We start from the raw sequence: 21,817 nt of genomic DNA, 5'->3' as shown, positions 1-21,817 counted from the left end.
ATTTAAATTTCAAATTGAAAAGAACCTCTAGAGCTTGGCTTTAGAGGTTCTTTTTATTAAAGATGATTTAGGGGCTTCTGATATTTCATTCCCTTGCGCTAAAAATAAAGCATGGTTCTATTTTTGCTCATGTTGCAGAAAAAGCAGCATGATAGGTCACAATGCCTTGTGGAAATTTGCCATCAAAACTTAATGCTTGAAAATACTCTGCTGGGACATCTTCTAAAATAAGGCTGTTGATGGGCTGAAAACCAAATTGAGCATAAAAATTGGGATCTCCTAAAACAACGCAACCCGCTGCACCCATGGCTTTCAATTGCTTTAATGCCGTATTCATCAGCGTTGAACCTATGCCGTGTTGTTGCCATTCTGGCGAAACTGCAATAGGGCCTAGGCCAAACCAACCATCGGCACCTGAAGAAATGCTAACGGAAGAAATTGCGATATGCCCGACAACGTCTTGATTTAAAACAGCCAGCAATGAAATGGTGAGTTGTTGTGCATCACGTAAAGTATTCACAATGAATTGTTCGATATGAGTGGAATATTGCTGATCTTTAAAGGCTTGTTCAATCACATGTGAAATTGCAGCATAATCAGCAAGGCTTTCATTACGGATGATTAAATTTTGCATGAATGATTAACTCTGTGGTGCACGGTAAGACAAAGCTTCGGTTAAATGTTGGCTTTGAATGTCTGTATGTTGTGATAGGTCGGCAATCGTTCGCGCCACACGTAAAACGCGATGATAGCCACGCGCAGATAAATTTAAGCGCTGCTGCGCCATTTCCATGATGCTTTGGGTTTGGGTGTTTAGTGGTGCAAACTGCTCCAGTTGTTTCGGACTTAAAGCATGATTTAGACAGTTTTGTCGCTGTATTTGTTGCCCATAGGCTTGAATCACGCGTTCACGTACAGTCTGGGAGTTTTCTACGGGGCTTGTATCTTGTAATTCATGCGCTTGCAATGGTGGCACATCCAAATGCAGGTCAATACGATCCAGTAATGGCCCTGAAATACGGTTTTGATAGCGTTTAATGGCATCCGCAGAACATTGACAACGTGTATCTTGATTAAAGGCATAGCCACAAGGGCACGGATTCATGGCGGCAATCAGTTGAAAATTTGCTGGGAAAGTCATTTGCCGTGAGGCACGAGAAATCACAATTTCTTTAGATTCTAAGGGTTGTCTTAAAACTTCTAAAACTTTGCGATCAAATTCAGGTAGTTCATCTAAAAATAGAACGCCTAAATGAGCCAAAGTAATTTCACCAGGTTTCGGATGTGAACCACCACCAACAAGAGCAATAGCCGAAGCGGTATGATGTGGTGCACGAAAAGGGCGCTGTCCAAAAGAGTGCGAAGTATTGGCAACCGAATAAATACGCGCGACTTCTAAATTTTCCTGCATGGCTAAAGGCGGTAAAATACTGGCAAGGCGCGATGCCAATAAGGTTTTTCCTGTACCTGGCGGGCCTTTAAATAGTAAAGAATGCCCACCTGCCGCGGCAATTTCTAAGGCACGTCGTGGACGGCTTTGACCTTTGATATCGGCCAGATCAAATTTGTATTGGTCTAATGTCGCTGGGGTATGTGATTGATATTGTTGAATAGGCTGTTGATTGGATAAATGTTCACAGACATCTTTTAAATGTTTGGCTGCAAATATTTCAAACTGAGGCAATTGTGAGGCTTCTTGCGCATTGTGCTCGGGTAAAACCAGTTGATGCCCTGATTGTTGGCAAGCAATGGCAATACTTAAAACCCCCGTAATGGGGCGAAGTTGGCCATCCAAAGCCAGTTCACCAATGAATTCCAATTGATCCGTGACATGTTCAGGAGTTTGTCCTGATGCCATGAGAATGCCTAACGCGATGGGCAAATCGAGACGTGAACCATCTTTGGGCAAGTCCGCAGGGGCTAAATTAATGGTGAGTCGTTTGGTTGGAAATTGAAAACCACTATTAATAATAGCAGAACGCACCCGATCTTTACTTTCACGTACTGCTGCTTCAGCAAGCCCAACAATGGTTAAAGAGGGTAAACCTTGGCTGACGTGAACTTCGACTTCAATCAGGGGTGCATGAAGTCCAAGCAGACCTCGCGTATAAATTTTAGCAAAAGACATTTTTATTGTTCCATTATGGTGCGTTATTTTTAATCATTTTGTGTCTTTTAATGCACTAAGAAAGTGCTTATTTATTATTCTGGGTTTTAATTTCTAAAGCTTCAACTTGTTTAAGCAGTCCGTTTAATCGGATATTGGCATGATTGAGTGCAGTACGTTGACGATCAATTTCATCTTTTGAAACCAGATCCATTTTGGTAGCAGCTTCACCAAGTAAGGCACGTAAATTATGTTCAAGGTCTTTTTTAGGTTGCTCGATTTGTTCCATGATTGCTTGTAATAAGGTTTCGATCATTGCTGATTCCCTAACGATGGAGAGGTGGTTGCAGTGTAACATTGCTCAAACCTAGACCATAGTCCCATCGATGAGATATGGACTTGTTCGATCAATAAAATCGTCAATTTTATAGTAAAAATGTTGAGTTTTTAAAGATCGGACTACGCTTAAAAGTATAAAATAGGTTATAAAGAAAACTTGTGCTGAAAGTTTTTATTTCCCCTAACCAAAAACGTTTTGGCACGAAATTTGAACATAAAACCTTACTGGTGAAAGAAGCCGAAGGAAAACAAACATGAAGCTCGTAACTGCAATTGTAAAACCCTTTAAATTAGATGACGTGCGCGAAGCACTTTCTGACATTGGTGTTCAAGGGATCACTGTAACTGAAGTCAAAGGCTTTGGTCGTCAAAAAGGGCATACTGAACTTTATCGTGGCGCAGAATATGTTGTTGATTTTTTACCTAAAGTAAAAATTGAAATCGCGATTAGTGATGAAATGGTAGATTCAGTGATTGAATCGATTACGCGTGTTGCAAGCACAGGTAAGATTGGTGATGGTAAAATTTTCGTTACTAACTTAGAACAAGTCATCCGTATTCGTACAGGTGAAACAGGTGCAGATGCTGTTTAATTTGGCACGAAGTTTGCTGAGTACCTGAAAACTCAAAAAAACTAGGTTGGGGGATACGAATGAAAAAAATGCTACTGGCGCTGAGTTTATCTGGCGCACTTTTAGGTGGTTCTGTTGCATGGGCTGAAGAAGCTGCAATAGCACCTACTCCGTCTGAAGATGTCACAGTTGTTGCAACTGCTGATACATCATTAACAAATTCTGAATTGGCTGTGGCAACTATTGCTCCAGTTGAAGCAATAGCAGCACCTGTCGAAGAAGAAGTAAAATTAGATACAGGTGATACGGCATGGATTTTAGTGTCTACAGCACTAGTTTTACTCATGACCATTCCAGGTTTAGCGCTGTTCTACGGCGGTATGGTTCGTAAGAAAAACGTACTGAGCACGATGGCACATAGCTTTGTTGCTGCCGCAGTCGTGAGTATTACTTGGGTCGTGATTGGTTATACACTTGCCTTTGGTGAAGGTAATGCGTTCATTGGTGGTTTAGATAAAATTATGTTATCAGGCATTACCACAGATGCACTCACTGGAACTATTCCAGAAATTCTGTTTGTTATTTTCCAAATGACTTTTGCTATTATTACCGTAGCCATCATTACAGGCTCGATAGCAGAACGTATGAAATTCAGTGCTTTTGTGGCGTTCATTACCATTTGGAGTGTTGTGGTTTACGCACCGATTACCCACTGGGTATGGGGTGGTGGCTGGTTAGGGGACGACGGTGCATTGGATTTTGCTGGTGGTACTGTGGTTCACATTAACTCAGGTGTTGCAGGTTTGGTTGCTGCTTACATGCTTGGCAAACGTATGGGCTTGGGCCGCGAATCTATGGCACCGCATAACCTAGCTTTAACCGTGCTTGGTGCAAGTTTAGTTTGGGTGGGCTGGTTCGGATTTAACGGTGGTTCTGCACTGGGTGCAAACGGTTCGGCAGGTTATGCACTTGTCGTAACTCAAGTTGCAGCAGCAGCAGCAGCGATTGCATGGTTAATTACGGAAAAATTAGTGCGTGGTAAAGCATCAGTACTAGGTGGTGCATCTGGTGCAGTGGCTGGTTTGGTGGTGATTACACCAGCAGCTGGTTTTGTCACTGTAGGTGGTGCATTGGCCATGGGTTTAATTGGTGGTGTGGCCTGCTTCTGGGGCATTACCGCATTAAAACGTGCATTGAAAGCGGACGATTCTTTAGATGCTTTTGGCCTGCATGGCGTAGGTGGTATCGTGGGTGCACTGTTAACAGCAGTATTTGCCAGTGAATTTATCATGGGTGAGAAAGCACCTACAGATATGATGCATCAATTATGGGTACAAACTGAAGGTATACTCGCAACGATTGCTTATTCTGCAGTGCTTACGTTTATTATCCTTAAAGTGATTGATTTGGTGATTGGTATCCGTGTTACTGCTGATGACGAACGTATGGGTCTAGACTTAAGTCAACATGGCGAACGGGTAGAATAATAGATAAACCGCATAATCAATATATTGTGTGAAACAGCCCGAAAGGGCTGTTTTTTTTCCATATCTTGCGTAAGGCTCTACAAAGAGCAGAATTTTTGCTACACTCTAAATCCGATTTGATTTGTTCAATTAAACCGCTATGCATTGCCCATTTTGCAACGCCGCAGATAGTAAAGTGATAGATTCGCGTCTGGCTGCTGAAGGCTGTCAAATTCGTCGACGTCGTGAATGTATCAGTTGCGGAGAACGCTTTACCACTTTTGAAACCTACGAAGTTGTTATGCCACGGGTGATTAAATCTGATGGCAAGAGTGAGCCTTTTGATGAAGTTAAAATGCGTCGTTCATTGATGCATGCTCTGCAAAAACGACCCGTGACCCAAGAGCAAATCGAAACTGTACTGAGCGATATCCAATTACAAATTCGTCGCTTAGGCGAGCGTGATGTGAAGTCTCGTACCATTGGTGAAATTGTCATGCAATCTTTGTTTGCACTGGATCACGTAGCTTATGTGCGTTTTGCTTCGGTATATCAAGATTTCCAAGATGTAGAAGCTTTTCGTCGTCAAATTGAACAAATGCAACAACGTGAACACTAAAAGAGTTTCAAGATGTTTAAGTTAAGCCCAGATTTCATTCAGCAAGATCAAATGTGGATGCAATTTGCCTTAGCAGAAGCAGCGACAGCAATTTATCGAACACGCCCCAATCCAGCCGTTGGATGTGTAATTGTGAAAGACCATCAGATTGTTGGTCGTGGAGCAACAGCACCCGTAGGGGGATCACATGCAGAAGTCTTTGCTTTAAAGCAAGCGGGTGATCAGGCACATGGTGCAACCGCTTATGTGACTTTAGAACCATGTGCGCATTATGGCCGTACACCACCGTGTGCCAAAGGATTGGTTGAGGCAGGTATTACACGCGTTGTTATTGCCTGTTCAGACCCAAATCCATTGGTGGCAGGTAAAGGTATACAAATCCTTGAAAATGCAGGAATTGAAGTATTACAAGGTGTTTGTGAGGCGCAAGCTGCTGCACAAAACCGAGGCTTTCTGAAAGCGATTGCAATGGGCATGCCTTATGTGCGCTTAAAAATTGCTTCAAGCCTTGATGGTCGCACAGCCATGGCATCGGGTGAGTCGAAATGGATTACCGGTACTGAGGCACGACAAGATGTGCAACATTGGCGCGCGATTTCTGGTGTGGTCATCACGGGCATTGAAACGGTATTGGCGGATGATTGTCAGCTGAATGTACGTCAGTTAGACGGTATAGCAGATATCAGCACGATTGTTCAGCCTAAACGTCTGGTGCTTGATCGTCAGGGGCGTTTACCGCTTAATGCAAAAATACTACAGCAACCTAATACAGTGATGGTGATGGGGCCATTGCGTCAGGAACTTGCCGATTTAGGCGTGTTACAATTTACCGTACAGCCTTTAACAGACTTGCTACAGCGCTTAGCGACACAGCATCAAATTTATGATGTGTTGGTGGAAGCAGGGGCAACATTATCGACTGCCTTTTTACAAGCGCGGTTGGTCGATGAAATGATTAGCTATGTTGCACCGACCTTTTTAGGTCAAACGGCACGTGCGATGTTTAATGCGGAATTTAATCGTATGGCAGAGCAACTTCGATTTAAGCTCATAGATGTCACCCAACTGGGAAATGATGTGCGCTTAAGGTTAATTCCTTCTCAAGAGACAGTATGAATTCAGAGTCTTCGGTTTATCATAAACGTCGTCATTCAGCACGTACCACAGACGAATATCTTTTCAATCAGCTTGTTCCGTATTTAGGCAATAAGCGTCGTTTATTACATCTGATTTTAGAAGCGCTTGAGAGCACGGGAACATTAAAGAGTAAAGATGGTCGTGCGCCAATTTTTGCCGACTTTTTTGCAGGCTCAGGTGTGGTTTCACGTCTGGCGCGTCAAAATGGTTATCGGGTGATTGCCAATGACTGGGAACCGTATAGCCATGCACTCAATAGTGCGATTTTATCTTGCACTGAAGCACCGGCATTTAAGGAGTTGGGTGGTTATCAAAAAGCCATTGATTACTTAAACCGCTTACCTGAAGTGAAGGGCTGGGTCACGCATAATTTGTGCCCACGTAATGATGAAATTTATGATCCCACCCGCGATCGGTTGTTCTTCAAACGTCGTAACGGCATGCGTATTGATGCGATTCGTCAGCAGATTGCGACTTGGCAGGCGCAAGGGGCAATTGATGATGTCGAGATGAGTGCTTTACTGGCACCGTTACTTTATTCTGCCAGTTTTGTCAGTAATACCAGTGGTGTATTCAAAAGTTTCCATCATGGTTGGGGCGGTAAAACGCAAACCGCTTTAGAGCGAATTGAATCCTTACTTTGGCTGACACCGAGTCGTTTTTGTGCCATTGGTGAACCGAAAAAACCCGCTGCAGAAGTGTGGTGTGTCGATGCACAGCATTTAGCCAATCAAATGAGTGGTTTTGAAGTGGATGTTGCTTATCTAGACCCGCCGTATAATCAACATGCTTATAGCAGTAACTATCATGTACTCAATGCCTTAACCTTATGGGATCAGGCAGATTTACCTAGTCCAGATACCAAGGGTTATAAAAGTGGTATTGACCGAGCATGGCGTAAAGAGCGTCCAAGTCAGTACAATTCTTCTAAATATGCCAAAGAAGCCTATGAAAAATTGGTCGCTACCATTAATGCACGTTATATTCTGACCAGTTATTCTACCGATGGTAATATTGAAGCAGCTGATTTGCTGCAAGCGAATTTAAAACGTGGTCGGGTAACTTTACTCACGCAAGACGTGCCACGTTATCGTGTGAGTAAACAGCGTCAGTCAGAGCGTGCACGGGTGTTAGAGTTTATTGTAATTACCGATACCCATGCCAAATCAGGGCCGCCATTACGCCAGCTTTTGGGTCAGTTGTATCATTTTGCAGAACTGGGTGGGGTCGATACCACTGGTGTGAGTACACAATTGGCATTGTGGTAAAACAAATACGGAAGTAGAGAACAAGTTATGTTTACAGGCATTATTGAAAGTCTAGGTAAAGTAGAAAGCTTACAAAGTGTAGGCGGTGATGTGCGTTTACGTATTGGCACTAACCTCGACATGTCTGATGTGCATTTGGGTGATTCGATTGCGACCAATGGTATCTGCCTCACCGTGATTGAATGGGGGGAAAACTGGTATGCGGCTGATGTGTCACGTGAAAGTTTAAATCGCACCACACTCGGCACTTGGAAAGTGGGTCAGCCTGTAAATGTCGAAAAAGCCATGCTGCCAACGACACGCTTTGGCGGACATATCGTTAGTGGTCATGTTGATGCCGTGGGTGAAATTACCGTAGTACGTGAAGATGCACGTTCAATTTATTATGAAGTGACTGCGCCTGCTGAAATTGCAAAATATTTAGCGGAAAAAGGTTCGGTGACCGTCGATGGGATTAGTCTGACCATTAACCACTTACGTGGCAGTGTGATTAGCTTGAATTTGATTCCACATACCGCAGATCGAACCAATATTGGCACGTGGAAAACCGGCGCTAAAGTCAATTTAGAAGTCGATATTTTAGCCCGTTATATTGAGCGTTTATTGCTGGGTGATAAAGCAGCTGAGGTGAAGCAGCAATCAAAACTCAGTATGGCATTTCTTGCAGAAAATGGCTTCTTGAAGTAAAAAACCATAGAATAGAAAACAGTCTTATTGAAAAATTAGACTGTTTTTTTTGTTTTGATGAATGGTTTTGAATGGGTTATGCCATTCATAGGGCTCAAGTTTAAAGTGGATAGGTGAAAATGCTTGATTTTTTAATGCATATTGAACAGTGGTTGCCTACTTTGCTGGATCACTATGGCCTTTGGATTTACGCTATTTTATTTCTGATTATCTTTGCCGAAACCAGTTCTGTGTTTATGTTTTTCTTACCTGGGGATAGCTTGTTGCTAGCGATTGGCGCACTCTGTTCAACCACAGCAATCATCCATTTACACTATATGGGATTGTTACTTTTTACTGCGGCTGTACTGGGTTATATTGTCAATTATTATACTGGTCGGGTTTTGGGCTTTAAATTTTTTCATGCCCATGCAAAATTTTTAAAACCTGAATATATAGTCAAGACCAATCATTATTTTAGTAAACATGGTGGAAAAACCATTTTGGTGGCTCGTTTTATCCCTTTTGTCCGTTCTTTTGCGCCGTTTGCTGCGGGTGCAGGGCACATGAATATTTTCAGTTTTATGTTGTATAACTTAGTTGGCGGATTGATTTGGATCAGTTTGTTATTAGGGCTGGGGTATGGTGTTGGGAATATGCTTGGATTTGCCGTAGACGCATTTTAATTTCTAAAGCATTTTTAAATAAGCAAAGCCCACCGTAGTGGACTCTTTTGATGGTATGAATTCTCAGTGTTTGGTCATTCATCTTCCACTCACAACATAAGCCAAAATAAGCATCAAAACTTATATTTTTGGCTTTTCCGTTGAAAAGTTAGAATTTTTTAAAATATACTCGATTTCTTCTTGACTAGCCTGCTGTAACTTAGTACGAAATACAGAGACTGTTTGTTCAATCAAGGTTTCAGCTTCTAACTCTAAACGTAATCGAACATTTTCTAGTTCCGATAGCATGCTAGTGTTGCTAATCGACGGCATGCCTTTAGCAAAATTCAATGCCACACCTTCAGGATTCTTATGATAACGCGCCGTATAGGTTTGAATTTCACGATCTAAATTTTGCCGAATCAGGGACAGCGTTTGGCTTTGCTCAGCAAATTGTCGCGCTTCATCTGACTGTAAGGCTTGAGCATAGTCGGCTTGTGCAGCACGTTTTTTGGCTAAAGATTGTTCTAGCGCACGTTGATGGCGTAAACGGGCATCTTCAATCAATTGTGCCTTACGTTCTACATAAGCACGTTCAATTTTCTCAAAAGATTGTTGTTGTGCGTGCTCGTCCTTTTCTAACCATTTTTGAATATTAGTTTCAGGTTTGAGCACATTACAGACGCGGTGTAGGTCATCAATAAATGCCTGACGAACAGCATCAGGTACGTCTAACCAGCGCTGTTTAAAATCTTGACCGACATTTAATGCCACCGCATATCTCCTTAATTGGGTTGATCGGCTAAAGTTTGAAAGTGCGTGGTTCAATACCTAAACATCGGTATTGTTTAAATTTTTCACGACCCAGTTGTTTTGCCGATTCATTATTTTCGATGATTTCTATAATGTGACTAAATTTATCAATCTGTTCAAGCGCTTGATTGTTAAAATTAAACACGATCCAGTCCGATTGTTCTGGCAGGCGAGATGAAATACAAATTGTAGCCGATTCCTGATCAATACCATGCGGCATAAAACTGCTGGGATCAAAACTCCACAATCGTTCATCGAGCTGCTGTTGTAAGTCTGAGTCTGTACAATATAACCAAATACGTTCAGGCTGTTTCAGAATCTTACGGCACAAACGGCAAGTGCTTTCCACTTGCCGTTCGGGACTTTTTTCAAATAAGTAAAAGCTTACTTTAGCCATTGGACTGCGCACGATTGGCTAAAAACTGTAGCAATAATGGCACAGGACGACCAGTTGCACCTTTAGCCGAACCTGAGTTCCATGCAGTACCAGCAACATCTAAATGTGCCCAGCGGTATTCACGCGTGAAGCGCTGTAAGAAGCAGGCTGCGGTGACGGAACCAGCTTTAGGGCCACCAATATTGGCAATATCAGCAAAGGGCGAATCAAGTTGTTCTTGGTAATCGTCAATGACGGGCATGCGCCATACACGGTCAAATGATGTTTGTCCCGCAGCATGAATTTCAGCAGCCAGTTCATCATCTGGGGTGAATAGACCAGTCAGTACTGAACCTAAGGCAACCACACATGCACCAGTTAAAGTTGCAATATCAATGACTAATGCAGGATTAAAGCGTTTGATATAAGTTAGGGTGTCGCATAAGACCAAACGACCTTCCGCATCGGTATTTAAAATTTCTACTGTTTGACCGCTCATGGTTTTGACGATATCCCCCGGACGCGTTGCACGACCAGAAGGCATATTTTCAGCGGCAGCAATTGCACCAACCACATGAATGGGTAATTTTGCTTCACATAGCGCACGCATTGCACCTAACACAGATGCAGCACCACACATATCGTATTTCATTTCATCCATACCCGCACCAGGTTTGAGTGAAATACCGCCAGTATCAAAGGTGACCCCTTTACCCACCAAGACCACAGGGGCTTGTTCGGTATGGGCTTTATATTCAAGGGTAATCACACGACCGGGACGATCCGACCCTTTGCTCACTGCAAGGAAGGCATTCATGCCTAAATCAGCCATTTGTTGTTCATTAATCACCGTGACTTTGAGCAAGTCAGGATATTGTGCAGCGAGAGCTTGTGCTTGCTCTGCTAAATATTCAGGGAAGCAAATATTTCCCGGGCGATTGCCTAAATCACGCGCCCAGTTTTGACCTGATTGCACAGCATGAATCAAGTTAAGTTGTTGTGGGTTCAAGGTACTGTTGTTCGAAATCAGATGAATATTTTCGAGTATGAATTCATTTTTTTTCGATTTGTATTCATCAAAAGCATATGCAGCTTGGGTTAAAGCCAAGGCAAATAAATAATGTTGATCTGCTGCTAATGCGGAAATATCAATACTAATCTGTTTGAATTTTTTTTGTGACGTTTTGATAATGCTTTGCGCGATTTTTGCTAACTTATTCGGTTGTAGATCAGCGGCTTTATCCATGCCGATGAGTACAGTATTACTACATACAGATACTTTCCCGATGAGTGGTAAGCTTTCGGTTAAACTTGCTTTAAATTGTACTGCTTCGACTAAAGAGCTTAAGTTGTTGATTTCATAAGATGTCGCTGCCTTTTGTAGCTGCTCAGAATCGACTAATATCAACAAATATGGGCTAGATGCATTCTCTTGGAATGACGTATTAATTGTTAGTTTCATGTTCTGTATTCATGCCTTTGAATGTTTGCAAACCATTAAACCATTGAAACATTTCTATGAATAGAGTTTCAATGCGCAACAACAGTATAGGTTTTATATTTTCACCATTCGGGTAAACTAAGCCTAGTTTTTATTTGCCTCTTTTTTGGAAGAATTAATTTGATTATTCGGCGTTATTTGGTCAAGCAAGTGGTGTCTACATCCTTGGTTGTAATTGCCTTATTGACCTTAATCATGATGGGTGGTCGACTGATCAAGTACTTTGGTGTTGCGGCGCAAGGTCGTTTAGACGTTAGTATCCTGTTTAGTATTATTGGTTATCGACTGCCAGAATTTTTGACTTTAATTCTTCCATTGGGTTTTTTTATTGGCTTGATGTTGGTTTTTGGGCGCTTGTATGTTGACCATGAAATGGCGGTACTCAATAGTAGTGGTGTCAGTCGGCATCAGCTAGGGCGTTTACTGATTCCGCTGACCGTGGTTTTTCTTGTCGTACAATCGGGGCTAATGATTTGGATGTCTCCTTGGGGGCTGCGTCAGTTTGAGGAATTGACAACCAATCAAGCGGTGAGGACGGGCTTCGATTTGGTTCGCCCGAAGGAGTTCATTTCATCGGGCCCCTATACCATTTATGCCGGCGATTTGTCAGAAGACCGTCGTAATCTAAAAGATGTCTTTTTCTATCAACGTGCCCAAAAACCTGGTAAACCTGATGTAATGATTTTGGCGAAAGAAGCAACTCGTGTCGAAGTCGCCAATGAAACGGCCAGTATTGTCGATTTGGTCGAAGGGCGTCGTTATGAATTTTTTCCAGGCAAACCTAAATATAGCCAAGCAGAATTTCAATCCTATCGTTTACGGTTAGAAAGTGACACAGAAGCTAAATTTGAAAGTGCCGAAGTTGAAGCACTACCTATTTCTAAACTTTGGAATAATCGTGCTGACCCTGTCGTAGCGAGTGAATTGGGCTGGCGTATTTTTGTGCCATTCTCTGTTGTGGTGGCTCTAGCCTTAGCCATAGCACTTTCAGAAGTCAGTCCACGCCAAGGACGTTATTTAAAACTCTTTCCTGCTTTACTGATTTTTGCCAGTTTGATTGTGGCACTGATGGCGGTGAAAACGCGAGTCAGTAAAGATGAAATGGGAATTGGGGCATATCCGTTGGTTTTGGTGGTGTATGGTGTTGCTGCAGCATTATTTTCACGTAAACAAAAGCTTGCTCCTAAAATTAAGAAACGAATTCAGCAGGTGAGGTCTTAAAATGTTAGCACGTCGAATCATTGCCAAACATGTGACCAAAACCACAGCATTAGCGATGCTGGGTGCAACTGTTATTTTATCGGTTCTACAAGTTTTATTTACCTATTTAGGTGAATTAGGTGAGTTAAATGAAACCTATAGCGCTTGGAATGCCTTGGTTTACGTACTTTGGAGCGCACCTCGTTATTTATATGAAATCTTACCGATTTCCGCTTTAATTGGTGCGGTTTTAGGTTTAGGGGCTTTAGCTTCCAATAGTGAATTGGTGGTGATGCGTTCAGTTGGGATTAGTTTGTGGCGCATTGTCGGTTGGGTCATTCGCTCGGCATTAATTTTGGTGGTGTTATCCTTTGTTCTCAGTGAATGGGTAATTCCATATACCAACGAACAAGCCAAAAGCGTGAAAGATCACCGCAGTGTAAATTCATTGGGTGAAGTGAACGGTTATTGGACACGTGAAGGTCAGCGTTTTATTTATATTGATTATGCCAATGCACAAGGACAGCTCAAACATGTTCAAGTGGTTGACTTTGATGATCAGTATCGCTTGAAAGGAGTGTTAAATGCCGAGCAAGGGCAGTTCGTCAAAGATGGCGCTTGGAATCTAAAGGCTGCTTCGCAAATTGATATTTTACCGCAGGGTAATGCAACAGTGGTTACAGCAGAGCAGTTGCCTTTGGCTTTGGCATTGCAACCTAAATATGTGCATATGGTAACCATTGACCCTGAGGATTTATCACCTAGCCAATTGGTCAGTTTTATGAGCTATATGCATGAATACAGCCAAGTACCGAAAACCTATAAACTGGCATTTTGGCAAAAACTGGCTTCGCCCTTTGCTTTAATCGCATTGGTGCTGATTGCCTGTTCCTTTATTTTTGGTCCTTTACGTCAACAGTCGATGGGGTTTCGTTTGGTGATTGCCTTGTTCATTGGCTTAGGATTTTTCTATCTACAAGATTTCTTGGGCTATGCAAGTTTAGTGTATTCACCTTCACCAGCATGGTTTGTATTTATACCGATTATTTTCATGATGCTGGTGGGCGGTTATTTACTGCGACGCGCCCGTTAATCATGGAATAGAGCCCGATAAAATACTGTGTATGATCACTTTAGTTATGATCTGCAGATAGAGTCTTGACCGAAAATTCGGTAAGATATGACGATGAAATTGTAAACAAAAGAGTGTTCATTATGACGGGTGCAACTGCTGGCAAAATCCCTCACGTATTGGTAATTATGGATGGTGTAGGGCATCGCGAAACGGTCGAAGACAATGCTTTTTTAGCAGCCAAACGACCTCATTTAACGGCTATGCAAGAAAAGCATCCACATAGTTTGATTTCAGGTTCAGGTGAAGATGTGGGGCTACCTGATGGTCAAATGGGCAATTCTGAAGTGGGTCACATGAATCTGGGTGCAGGTCGTGTGTTGTATCAAGATTTTACCCGTATTACTAAAGATATTCGTACCGGTGCTTTTTTTGAGCATCAAGTTTTGATTGATGCAGTTGAAAAAGCCAAAGCTGCTCATGGTGCTATACATATTTTGGGTTTGTTGTCACAGGGTGGTGTACATTCGCATGAAGACCATATTGTGGCGATGTGCGAGTTGGCCTTAAAACGAGGCGCGAAAGTTTATTTACACGCGTTCTTGGATGGTCGTGATACACCACCTAAAAGTGCCCAACCATCACTCGAAAAATTAGATGCGCTCTTTGCACAATATTCAGGGCAAGGGCGTATTGCGACCATGATTGGGCGTTATTTTGCCATGGATCGTGATAATCGTTGGGATCGCGTTGAACAAGCCTATCGTTTATTGACTGAAGGTGAAGCAGTACGTACCGCGACAACAGCCGTAGAAGGCTTAGAGCAAGCTTATGCTGCTAAAGAAAATGATGAATTTGTTAAAGCGACGCGCATTGGCGATGTGGCTAAAATTCAAGACGATGATAGCGTTGTATTTATGAATTTCCGTGCGGATCGTGCCCGTGAAATTACCAAAGCATTTGTCGAAAAAGATTTTGCAGGTTTTGAACGTAAAGTGGTTCCAAATCTGTCTAAATTTGTGATGTTAACGCGTTATCAAGCCACGATTGATGCACCAGTGGCTTATATGCCAGATGCATTGCATAACTCGATTGGTGAATATTTATCGAATTTAGGTAAAACTCAACTGCGTATTGCTGAAACTGAAAAATATGCACACGTGACTTTCTTCTTCAGTGGCGGTCGTGAAGATGAATATCCAGGTGAAAAACGCATCCTGATTCCATCACCTAATGTTGCAACCTATGATCTTAAGCCTGAAATGAGTGCTTATGAAGTTACCGATGAGTTAGTGGCTGCGATTAACTCGGGTGAGTTTGACTTGTTAGTGGTTAACTTTGCCAATGGTGATATGGTTGGACACACGGGTGTATTTGATGCTGCAGTGAAAGCAGTGGAAACAGTAGATACCTGTTTAGGTCGTGTTTATGAAGCGGTGATGGCTCAAAAAGGTCATATGCTGATTACGGCTGACCATGGTAATGTAGAGCAAATGCAAGACTACAAAAGTGGACAAGTCCATACGCAACATACTACCGAACTTGTGCCTTTCATTTACGTAGGGCCAACTTCTGCAACGATTGCTGAAGGCGGTGTACTTGCCGATGTCGCACCGACATTATTAAGCTTAATGCAAATTCCTGTACCTAAAGAAATGCAAGGTCGTAATTTGATTACTTTAGACGCATAAAATAAATCGTATAAACAGGTGAACGGATGGCTTTACAACGCTGGAAGATGGTTATCACTTTAACCACATTATTCATGTGCGTGAGCCATTCAGCTCTTGGGGCGGTAAAAAACCCACCTGTTTTAGATTTTGCTGATGAAGCTGAACAAAATTATGCTGAAGTTCCAGTGGAGTCGATTCAGCAATTTGTGCAAATTTATAGCATTGTCAAAGACAATTATGTTGATGAAAAAAATGACGATACTTTGTTTCAACAAGCGATTAAAGGTTTGGTTGGTGGGCTAGACCGTTATTCTCGTTATTTAAGCCCAGAAGATTATAAGCTACTGTTGCAATATACCGAAGGTGATATGGCCTCGGTTGACTTTGAACTGATTTATGATCAACAGCTACATCAGTGGGTGATTCAAGGCTTAAAAAATAACGCCGATTCGACCAAACAAGGTTTAAGTAATGGCATCGCTGTATTTAAAATTGACGATCAAGAGCTGAAAAAACTCAATCATGATCAGGTGCAGAGTCTACTTAATGGCGCTATTGGCTCGACTTTAAGTTTACAGCTGGCTCAAAATAGTGCGCCAATGACTTTAGTCCGCAATAAAAAAATAGAAACCGATATACAAGCCAATGTATTACGTAATCAGGTTCTAGTGATAAAAATAAAAGTATTCCAGCAAGATACAGCCAATGAAATTAAGCGTTTAATTGAAGAACATTCGTCTTCACGCTTGAAAGCCGTCTTACTTGATTTAAGAAACAACCCCGGTGGACTCTTATCTGCTGCGGTGGAGTCGGCGGATTTGTTTTTGAATCAAGGGGTGATTGTCTCCACCAAAAGTCGTTCTGAAGGTGATCAACAATTTCAAGCCTTACCCAGTTTAGAGTTTCAAAATTTAAAGCTGGGTATTTTAATGAATAGCCGTTCTGCTTCAGCAGCTGAAGTATTTACCGCAGCATTAAAAGATCATGGTCGTGCATGGGTTGTGGGTGAAAAAAGTTATGGAAAAGGGGTAGTACAAAAACTATTCCCTTTGTCCAATGGTGCTGCTTTGCAGATGACGGTATCGCATTACTACACGCCTCAAGGTAACATGATTGAAGGGATTGGAATTCAGCCCAACCAACAATATTCTCTGCAACATGACATGAAAGAGGAAAGCTACCTTGAACATGTTGCAGACATTATTCTCAACCGTAAATAAACAGTCTATTCATCATCAGTATCTAAGCCAAATTTCTTTAAGCGATAACGTAAAGAACGAAAAGACATGCCCAATTTTTTTGCGGCCAGCGTTCTGTTCCAATGGGTCAGATTGAGTGCATTGAGTAAAATATCTTTTTCAATATTTTCTAAATAGAGTTCTAGACCTTCATCGGGTAGCTTTTTAGACGTTAGCAAAATTTCAGTACGAGGAATGATTGTGGATTCCTGATCTGCTATTGTACTGGCGATTGGATAACGTAATGGCGCACTTTGTAAATTCGGCAAGTCAATTTTTTCGTCATCACTTAACGTTATTGCGCGTTCAATAATATTGCGTAGTTCTCGGACATTACCGGGATAATATTGACCCAGCAAAAAGTTTCGGGAGCGCTCCGTCAACTGCTTGCTCGGAATACCCCATTCTTGACTGATTTTTTGAATAAAATGATAGGCTAATAAAAGAATATCATCCCCCCGTTCACGTAGTGGAGGAAGCACGAGATCCATCACATGAATACGGAAAAATAAGTCTTGTCGAAATTTACCTTGTTGTACCAAGGCTTCTAAGTCTTGGTGACTGGCACTAATGACCCGAAAATCGACATCAATTTCAGTGTCCGAACCAACAGGGCGAATACGTTTTTCTTGCACAGCACGAAGCAATTTGACCTGCATACTTAAAGGCAGTTCAGCAACTTCGTCTAAAAATAAACTACCGCCATGTGCAGACTGAATCAGACCTTGTTTATCTTGTGTTGCACCAGTAAAGCTGCCTTTTTTGTGTCCAAACAGCTCACTTTCCATCAGTTCAGTTGGAATAGCGCCACAGTTAATCGCAATAAAAGGACCTTCATTACGATTGCTTAAACGGTGTACCAGATTAGCAATGACTTCTTTACCTGTCCCTGATTCACCAGTAATAAAGACCGGTGCTTGAGAACGAGCAATTTTATTTAAGGTAATGCGTAATTGTTGAATCGGCAGCGATTGTCCAATCAACAATTTTTGTTCCAAACTATCTTCTTTACTATTTAAATGCTCAATTGGTTTGTTTAAGGCTTTTTGTAAAAGTTGTTCCAAGTGTTTTTGATTAATCGGTTTACTGACAAAATCAAAAGCACCTGCTTTTAATGCGGCAATCGCAATGTCCATATTGCCATAAGCAGTCAAGACTGCCACTGGTAAGGAAGGAAAACGTTGAGTCAACCATTCGACCAGTTGTAGTCCATTACCATCAGGTAAATTTAAATCTGTTAAACAGGCATCATAACTATTTTCAGATAAGAGTTTTTTTGCTTGTTCTAGACGATGTGCAATATGGGTCTTTATTCCTATACGCGATAAAGAGATTTGCATCAAAGTACATAAATCTTCCTCATCATCCACTAACAAAACAAGTGGTTGTCGTTCCACAGTTACACCCCAGAAATATTAATTTAAAGCAACTCGTAGGCATTCTATTCGAAAGCATGCCCCTTGTTCTTGTTTTACATAGTTAAGTTCCGCTTGATTTGCTTCACAAAAACTATGTGATAAATACAATCCTAAACCAGTTCCAGTAATTTCGGTACTAAAAAAAGGTTGAAATAAATAAGCAAGGTCCTGTGAAGCTACGCCAGAACCAAAATCACGGACATCAATTCGGACATTGGATTCATGTGAATAGATATTTAATTCGATATTTGAATGCGCTGGAGCATTATGCCGAATGGCATTACGTAGTAAGTTAATCAAAATTTGCCGCAGTTGAGCCTCATCAAAAGTGATCGTCATTTTATCTTGTATGCTGCATTTAATTTGTTGTGCAACATCCGATAAATCTTCTTGTAGGAATTGTGGAATAAATTGATTGAGTTGCAGCTGTGTAGGATGGGTTTCTTTATTGCGCACCATATTGAGTGTGTCTTGGATGATGCAATCAATCCGTAGCGCTTGCTTAGCAATCATTTGGCTTAATCGTTGCTGTTGCTCTGGATCACTATCCATCAGCAGTTCATTGGCTTGAACAATGGCAGCGAGGGGATTACGAATTTCATGCGCAATACTGGCTGAAAGTTGTCCTAATGCTGCGAGTTTTAATTGTTGTACTCTTTGATTGAGTTTACGGGCATCTTGTAGCACCAACAGGGTCAGGGTTTGATGTGGCACAATTAATTTTTGCACTTCAATGTGCATATGATACAGACTCAGTTGCGACTCGAACTGAAATTTTTCGCCGTTATTCAGTTGATCGAATTTGAGTAATTCAAATAAGTCAGGCTGGATTTTGTATAAGGGATATTTATCATAAGCATAGAGCGGAGGAATACCTAACAGCATACATGCAGCAGGGTTGCTGAGTACAATATGACAGTTTTCATCTAAGACCAAATAACCCAGTTCAATCTGTTCCAAAATATAGCGGTTCAAATTTTGTAGTCGATTGAGTTCCAAAGATTGCGAAAAATTTAAATTTTCTAACAATTGGAAGCGTCGTACCGCCACTTGACCACTGCCATACACGACAAAAAAGAGAAAAGCCAACAGGGCGCTATTGCCGATATTATTGAGTGATGAAAAATCAAATAAGCTACCCAAAAAAAGCTGATAAACAATACTAATGACCGCAATTAGGGTAATGATCAGTGCCTTTTTTGCATCGAGTAATAAAGACGCTGCAAAAATGGTAATCACGAAAAGTAAACTTAAATGTAGATTAGGTCCATCCATGGCTAAAGTCAGTAAGCTTAAAGCGATGACATCGGCAGTAAATAAAAAAATAAATTGTTGTGAGATTTTTGATCTTATTTTTTTAATCAAAATTAATTGGATAAAACTGATTGTGACGTAGCCTATCAGCACATAAAAATAAAGCTGAGGATATTGATAATCGGTATTTAAGCCTTGATGGGTCAGTACAAAAATCAGTAGAAGGCATGTCGCAATAATCAGTCTATAGGTGGCATACCACATGCCTAAATGATATTGATTATACTCAAAAGTATTGCTGTTTTGCGTCATGCATGTCTTCTAGAAAGCGAAATTAAAAAGTATTAAGGTTTAATCAGCCCATAACGAATGGCTAAATGGGTCAGTTTTACATCACTATCTAAATTAAGTTTTTCGAAAATACGGTAACGGTAAGTATTGACGGTTTTAACACTGACAAATAGTTTGTCAGCAATTTCTTGCGCACTAATACAATTCACCACCATCATTGCTACCTGCATTTCACGTTCTGATAATGCATTAAATGGCGACTGTTGTGTATCTGAAAGATATGAACTGGCCAGTTGTTCCGCAATGTCGGCACTAAAATATTTGCCGCCTTGCATGACCTTGTTGATGGCACGAATCATCTCTGTGACTGGAGCACCTTTGGTAATATAACCCTTAGCACCCGCTTTTAATAATAATGAAGGGTAAGGTTCTTCCGCTAAACCACTGACAGCAAGAACTTTGGTCTCAGGTGCGGTTTGCAATAGGCGTCGGGTGGTTTCTACCCCACCAATGCCCGGCATATTCACATCAAGTAAGACCACATTGGGGTGATGTTGACGGACTAAGGTAATCGCTTCTTCTCCAGATTCAGCTTGACCAATGACTTGAACATCCGCATGGTCTTCGAGCATTCGGCAAATCCCGGTACGTACTAACTCATGATCATCTACTACTAAAACTGTGATCACCTCGTTCTCCCTCAAATAAAAAAGCATGTTTTTTTGTTACATAAAGCAAAATAAGCTTGCAATGAAATGACAAAATTAGCAATGCTATTCTTAATCTTTAAATGAAATGTTAGACATAAAGTTGTGCGCTTAAAAAACACTCACCTTTGTGTTAGAATGTAAGACATATTTGAGGTAATGCACAAATGTATCTTACCTCCCAGAGTTGAGTGAACCATCGTGAAAAATTCGAACAAATCTTTAATGCATGTACTAAGTATTTCAATTTTACTTAGTATAAGTTCAAGCAGCTTTGCAGAACTCATCATGGATGCTTCCGAGGGGGCAGTTTTAAATTGGTCCTCTGAAGATGCTCAACAGCTACTCAATGGTGATATTTCATCAAGCGACGAAGCAACGCCACAAGGTTCAACTAAAATTACCACTTCTGTGCGTAGTTCGAATGGAGTTGTGTCGCATTCTGCACCTCAAACGGTACAAATTTTAAATAATTCGCGTTATAGCACTCAACCTGTAGTTAATGCACGTGCAGCATTGGTGATGGATTCTCAAACAGGGGAAGTGCTATACAGTAAAAATACCAATGCAGCGTTGCCGATTGCATCGATTACGAAACTGATGACTGCGGTGGTCATTGCTGATGCTAGGCTGAATATGTCTGAAGACATTACTTTACAGTCGGTTGATTTTGCAGGAGCGGGTGGTAAGAACTCAAGCTCGACTTTACGTGCTGGCGACTCAATGAATCGTGCGGAAGTTTTATTATTGGCGTTAATGAAGTCTGAAAATCCGGCTGCAGCTGCTTTAGCTCGAACTTACCCCGGTGGTCGTGCTGCTTTTATAGCTGCGATGAATACCAAAGCAAAATCTTTAGGTATGACTTCCGCTCATTATTATGAATCGACTGGGCTTGATCCACGCAATATCGCTTCTGCACGTGATTTAGGTATTTTGGTCAGTGCTGCTTATCAATATGGGTTAATCCGTCAGTTCTCAACCACGCCAAGTTATGATTTTAATTTGGGTTATCGAGTATTGAAATCGAATAATACCAATGCCTTGGTGCGTAATGGTGGTTGGAATATTAATATTTCTAAAACAGGTTATATTAATGAAGCAGGACGCTGTGTCGTTATGCACACCACTTTGAATAATCGTCCAGCGATTGTGGTGCTATTGGGGGCGGACAGTTCTCAAGCACGTACTGAAGATGCAATGCGTTTAATGAATTGGACAAGCCAGTTACCAAAACGTATTTAATACGATTTTTAGTCCTTGTAAAAACTCTTCTTCGGAAGAGTTTTTTATTTACTTAGATTTTTATGCATAACGACAGAATGAGTCTCAGTTGTCCATTTTATGCATGCGATGAACTGCAAGAGTATGCTGATTAAGAAAATTGATAGATAACGACCCAATAAAAAACCAGTTGCAGGCAACTGGTTTTTTATTG

Annotated in this window: 21 protein-coding genes; 12 read left to right on the top strand and 9 right to left on the bottom strand. The window is 41.4% G+C overall.

The annotated features are described in order from the left end of the window. Nucleotides 1–127 precede the first annotated feature (127 nt). The 3 genes from B9T25_RS04980 to B9T25_RS04970 form a co-directional block, all read right to left on the bottom strand. Nucleotides 128–634: a GNAT family N-acetyltransferase gene (locus B9T25_RS04980; protein ID WP_086187364.1), complete on the bottom strand. Its 507-nt coding sequence runs from the start codon at nucleotides 632–634 to the stop codon at nucleotides 128–130. Nucleotides 635–640: 6 nt separating this feature from the next. After that, nucleotides 641–2,128, bottom strand: a complete 1,488-nt coding sequence (locus B9T25_RS04975) for a YifB family Mg chelatase-like AAA ATPase (protein WP_086187363.1) — start codon at nucleotides 2,126–2,128, stop codon at nucleotides 641–643. Between the two features lie 67 nt (nucleotides 2,129–2,195). Next, on the bottom strand, nucleotides 2,196–2,423 hold the full coding sequence (locus B9T25_RS04970; protein WP_086187362.1) for an accessory factor UbiK family protein: 228 nt from the start codon (nucleotides 2,421–2,423) through the stop codon (nucleotides 2,196–2,198). Between the two features lie 277 nt (nucleotides 2,424–2,700). On the opposite strand from B9T25_RS04970, the gene glnK reads away from it, so the two are divergent. From glnK to B9T25_RS04935, 7 genes are all read left to right on the top strand, one after another. Then, a complete protein-coding gene (gene glnK, locus B9T25_RS04965) occupies nucleotides 2,701–3,039 on the top strand; it encodes a P-II family nitrogen regulator (RefSeq protein WP_086174160.1) in 339 nt (112 codons plus the stop codon). A 59-nt stretch (nucleotides 3,040–3,098) separates the two neighbouring features. Next, on the top strand, nucleotides 3,099–4,505 hold the full coding sequence (locus B9T25_RS04960) for an ammonium transporter (protein WP_086187361.1): 1,407 nt from the start codon (nucleotides 3,099–3,101) through the stop codon (nucleotides 4,503–4,505). A 139-nt stretch (nucleotides 4,506–4,644) separates the two neighbouring features. Then, on the top strand, nucleotides 4,645–5,103 hold the full coding sequence (nrdR, locus tag B9T25_RS04955; RefSeq protein WP_086187360.1) for a transcriptional regulator NrdR: 459 nt from the start codon (nucleotides 4,645–4,647) through the stop codon (nucleotides 5,101–5,103). Nucleotides 5,104–5,115: 12 nt separating this feature from the next. Next, nucleotides 5,116–6,219 carry a bifunctional diaminohydroxyphosphoribosylaminopyrimidine deaminase/5-amino-6-(5-phosphoribosylamino)uracil reductase RibD gene (ribD, locus tag B9T25_RS04950; RefSeq protein WP_086187359.1) on the top strand — a complete coding sequence of 368 codons (1,104 nt, stop codon included), beginning with the start codon at nucleotides 5,116–5,118 and terminating at the stop codon, nucleotides 6,217–6,219. Continuing rightward, nucleotides 6,216–7,508, top strand: a complete 1,293-nt coding sequence (locus B9T25_RS04945) for a DNA adenine methylase (RefSeq protein ID WP_086187358.1) — start codon at nucleotides 6,216–6,218, stop codon at nucleotides 7,506–7,508. The genes ribD and B9T25_RS04945 overlap by 4 nt, the downstream gene beginning before the upstream one ends. 27 nt (nucleotides 7,509–7,535) lie before the next feature. Beyond that, on the top strand, nucleotides 7,536–8,195 hold the full coding sequence (locus B9T25_RS04940) for a riboflavin synthase (RefSeq protein WP_086187357.1): 660 nt from the start codon (nucleotides 7,536–7,538) through the stop codon (nucleotides 8,193–8,195). 119 nt (nucleotides 8,196–8,314) lie between these two features. Beyond that, nucleotides 8,315–8,860: a VTT domain-containing protein gene (locus B9T25_RS04935; protein WP_086187356.1), complete on the top strand. Its 546-nt coding sequence runs from the start codon at nucleotides 8,315–8,317 to the stop codon at nucleotides 8,858–8,860. 120 nt (nucleotides 8,861–8,980) lie between these two features. Here B9T25_RS04935 and B9T25_RS04930 read toward each other — a convergent pair whose 3' ends face one another. From B9T25_RS04930 to B9T25_RS04920, 3 genes are read right to left on the bottom strand one after another with little or no spacing between them, the layout of a single operon-like run. Further along, nucleotides 8,981–9,613 carry a hypothetical protein gene (locus tag B9T25_RS04930; protein WP_086187355.1) on the bottom strand — a complete coding sequence of 211 codons (633 nt, stop codon included), beginning with the start codon at nucleotides 9,611–9,613 and terminating at the stop codon, nucleotides 8,981–8,983. Nucleotides 9,614–9,641: 28 nt separating this feature from the next. Beyond that, nucleotides 9,642–10,049, bottom strand: coding sequence for a DNA polymerase III subunit chi (locus B9T25_RS04925; RefSeq protein ID WP_086187354.1), 408 nt, complete (start codon nucleotides 10,047–10,049; stop codon nucleotides 9,642–9,644). Next, nucleotides 10,042–11,490, bottom strand: a complete 1,449-nt coding sequence (locus tag B9T25_RS04920) for a leucyl aminopeptidase (RefSeq protein ID WP_086187353.1) — start codon at nucleotides 11,488–11,490, stop codon at nucleotides 10,042–10,044. Before B9T25_RS04920 ends, B9T25_RS04925 begins: the two co-directional genes overlap by 8 nt. A gap of 159 nt (nucleotides 11,491–11,649) precedes the next feature. On the opposite strand from B9T25_RS04920, the gene lptF reads away from it, so the two are divergent. The 4 genes from lptF (at nucleotide 11,650) to B9T25_RS04900 (ending at nucleotide 16,694) form a co-directional block, all read left to right on the top strand. After that, complete coding sequence (gene lptF / locus B9T25_RS04915) at nucleotides 11,650–12,750, top strand: LPS export ABC transporter permease LptF (RefSeq protein ID WP_086187352.1); 1,101 nt, start codon at nucleotides 11,650–11,652, stop codon at nucleotides 12,748–12,750. Between the two features lies 1 nt (nucleotide 12,751). Further along, nucleotides 12,752–13,822, top strand: coding sequence for an LPS export ABC transporter permease LptG (gene lptG, locus B9T25_RS04910; protein ID WP_086187351.1), 1,071 nt, complete (start codon nucleotides 12,752–12,754; stop codon nucleotides 13,820–13,822). A 122-nt stretch (nucleotides 13,823–13,944) separates the two neighbouring features. Further along, entirely contained in the window at nucleotides 13,945–15,492 is a 1,548-nt protein-coding gene (gene gpmI, locus B9T25_RS04905) for a 2,3-bisphosphoglycerate-independent phosphoglycerate mutase (RefSeq protein WP_086187350.1), read from the top strand. A 26-nt stretch (nucleotides 15,493–15,518) separates the two neighbouring features. Continuing rightward, nucleotides 15,519–16,694: a S41 family peptidase gene (locus B9T25_RS04900; RefSeq protein ID WP_086187349.1), complete on the top strand. Its 1,176-nt coding sequence runs from the start codon at nucleotides 15,519–15,521 to the stop codon at nucleotides 16,692–16,694. A gap of 5 nt (nucleotides 16,695–16,699) precedes the next feature. Here B9T25_RS04900 and B9T25_RS04895 read toward each other — a convergent pair whose 3' ends face one another. From B9T25_RS04895 to B9T25_RS04885, 3 genes are all read right to left on the bottom strand, one after another. Then, a complete protein-coding gene (locus B9T25_RS04895; RefSeq protein ID WP_416202350.1) occupies nucleotides 16,700–18,052 on the bottom strand; it encodes a sigma-54-dependent transcriptional regulator in 1,353 nt (450 codons plus the stop codon). A gap of 75 nt (nucleotides 18,053–18,127) precedes the next feature. After that, nucleotides 18,128–19,696, bottom strand: a complete 1,569-nt coding sequence (locus B9T25_RS04890) for a sensor histidine kinase (RefSeq protein ID WP_086187347.1) — start codon at nucleotides 19,694–19,696, stop codon at nucleotides 18,128–18,130. A gap of 32 nt (nucleotides 19,697–19,728) precedes the next feature. Then, nucleotides 19,729–20,364, bottom strand: a complete 636-nt coding sequence (locus tag B9T25_RS04885) for a response regulator (RefSeq protein WP_086187346.1) — start codon at nucleotides 20,362–20,364, stop codon at nucleotides 19,729–19,731. Nucleotides 20,365–20,583: 219 nt separating this feature from the next. On the opposite strand from B9T25_RS04885, the gene B9T25_RS04880 reads away from it, so the two are divergent. Next, complete coding sequence (locus B9T25_RS04880) at nucleotides 20,584–21,624, top strand: D-alanyl-D-alanine endopeptidase (RefSeq protein WP_086187345.1); 1,041 nt, start codon at nucleotides 20,584–20,586, stop codon at nucleotides 21,622–21,624. The last annotated feature ends 193 nt before the right edge of the window (nucleotides 21,625–21,817 follow it).

It is taken from the genome of Acinetobacter sp. ANC 4470, assembly GCF_002135335.1.
Classification (GTDB): Bacteria; Pseudomonadota; Gammaproteobacteria; order Pseudomonadales; family Moraxellaceae; genus Acinetobacter.
Note: the sequence above shows the minus strand (reverse complement) of the source record. Positions and strands in the feature narration are given on the sequence as shown.

Bases quoted from the DNA above. Each gene is read 5' to 3' on its own strand.
- B9T25_RS04980 (WP_086187364.1), bottom strand. From the start codon at position 634: ATGCAAAATTTAATCATCCGTAATGAAAGCCTTGCTGATTATGCTGCA.
- B9T25_RS04975 (WP_086187363.1), bottom strand. From the start codon at position 2,128: ATGTCTTTTGCTAAAATTTATACGCGAGGTCTGCTTGGACTTCATGCA.
- B9T25_RS04970 (WP_086187362.1), bottom strand. From the start codon at position 2,423: ATGATCGAAACCTTATTACAAGCAATCATGGAACAAATCGAGCAACCT.
- glnK (WP_086174160.1), top strand. From the start codon at position 2,701: ATGAAGCTCGTAACTGCAATTGTAAAACCCTTTAAATTAGATGACGTG.
- B9T25_RS04960 (WP_086187361.1), top strand. From the start codon at position 3,099: ATGAAAAAAATGCTACTGGCGCTGAGTTTATCTGGCGCACTTTTAGGT.
- nrdR (WP_086187360.1), top strand. From the start codon at position 4,645: ATGCATTGCCCATTTTGCAACGCCGCAGATAGTAAAGTGATAGATTCG.
- ribD (WP_086187359.1), top strand. From the start codon at position 5,116: ATGTTTAAGTTAAGCCCAGATTTCATTCAGCAAGATCAAATGTGGATG.
- B9T25_RS04945 (WP_086187358.1), top strand. From the start codon at position 6,216: ATGAATTCAGAGTCTTCGGTTTATCATAAACGTCGTCATTCAGCACGT.
- B9T25_RS04940 (WP_086187357.1), top strand. From the start codon at position 7,536: ATGTTTACAGGCATTATTGAAAGTCTAGGTAAAGTAGAAAGCTTACAA.
- B9T25_RS04935 (WP_086187356.1), top strand. From the start codon at position 8,315: ATGCTTGATTTTTTAATGCATATTGAACAGTGGTTGCCTACTTTGCTG.
- B9T25_RS04925 (WP_086187354.1), bottom strand. From the start codon at position 10,049: ATGGCTAAAGTAAGCTTTTACTTATTTGAAAAAAGTCCCGAACGGCAA.
- B9T25_RS04920 (WP_086187353.1), bottom strand. From the start codon at position 11,490: ATGAAACTAACAATTAATACGTCATTCCAAGAGAATGCATCTAGCCCA.
- lptG (WP_086187351.1), top strand. From the start codon at position 12,752: ATGTTAGCACGTCGAATCATTGCCAAACATGTGACCAAAACCACAGCA.
- gpmI (WP_086187350.1), top strand. From the start codon at position 13,945: ATGACGGGTGCAACTGCTGGCAAAATCCCTCACGTATTGGTAATTATG.
- B9T25_RS04900 (WP_086187349.1), top strand. From the start codon at position 15,519: ATGGCTTTACAACGCTGGAAGATGGTTATCACTTTAACCACATTATTC.
- B9T25_RS04895 (WP_416202350.1), bottom strand. From the start codon at position 18,052: ATGCAAATCTCTTTATCGCGTATAGGAATAAAGACCCATATTGCACAT.
- B9T25_RS04890 (WP_086187347.1), bottom strand. From the start codon at position 19,696: ATGACGCAAAACAGCAATACTTTTGAGTATAATCAATATCATTTAGGC.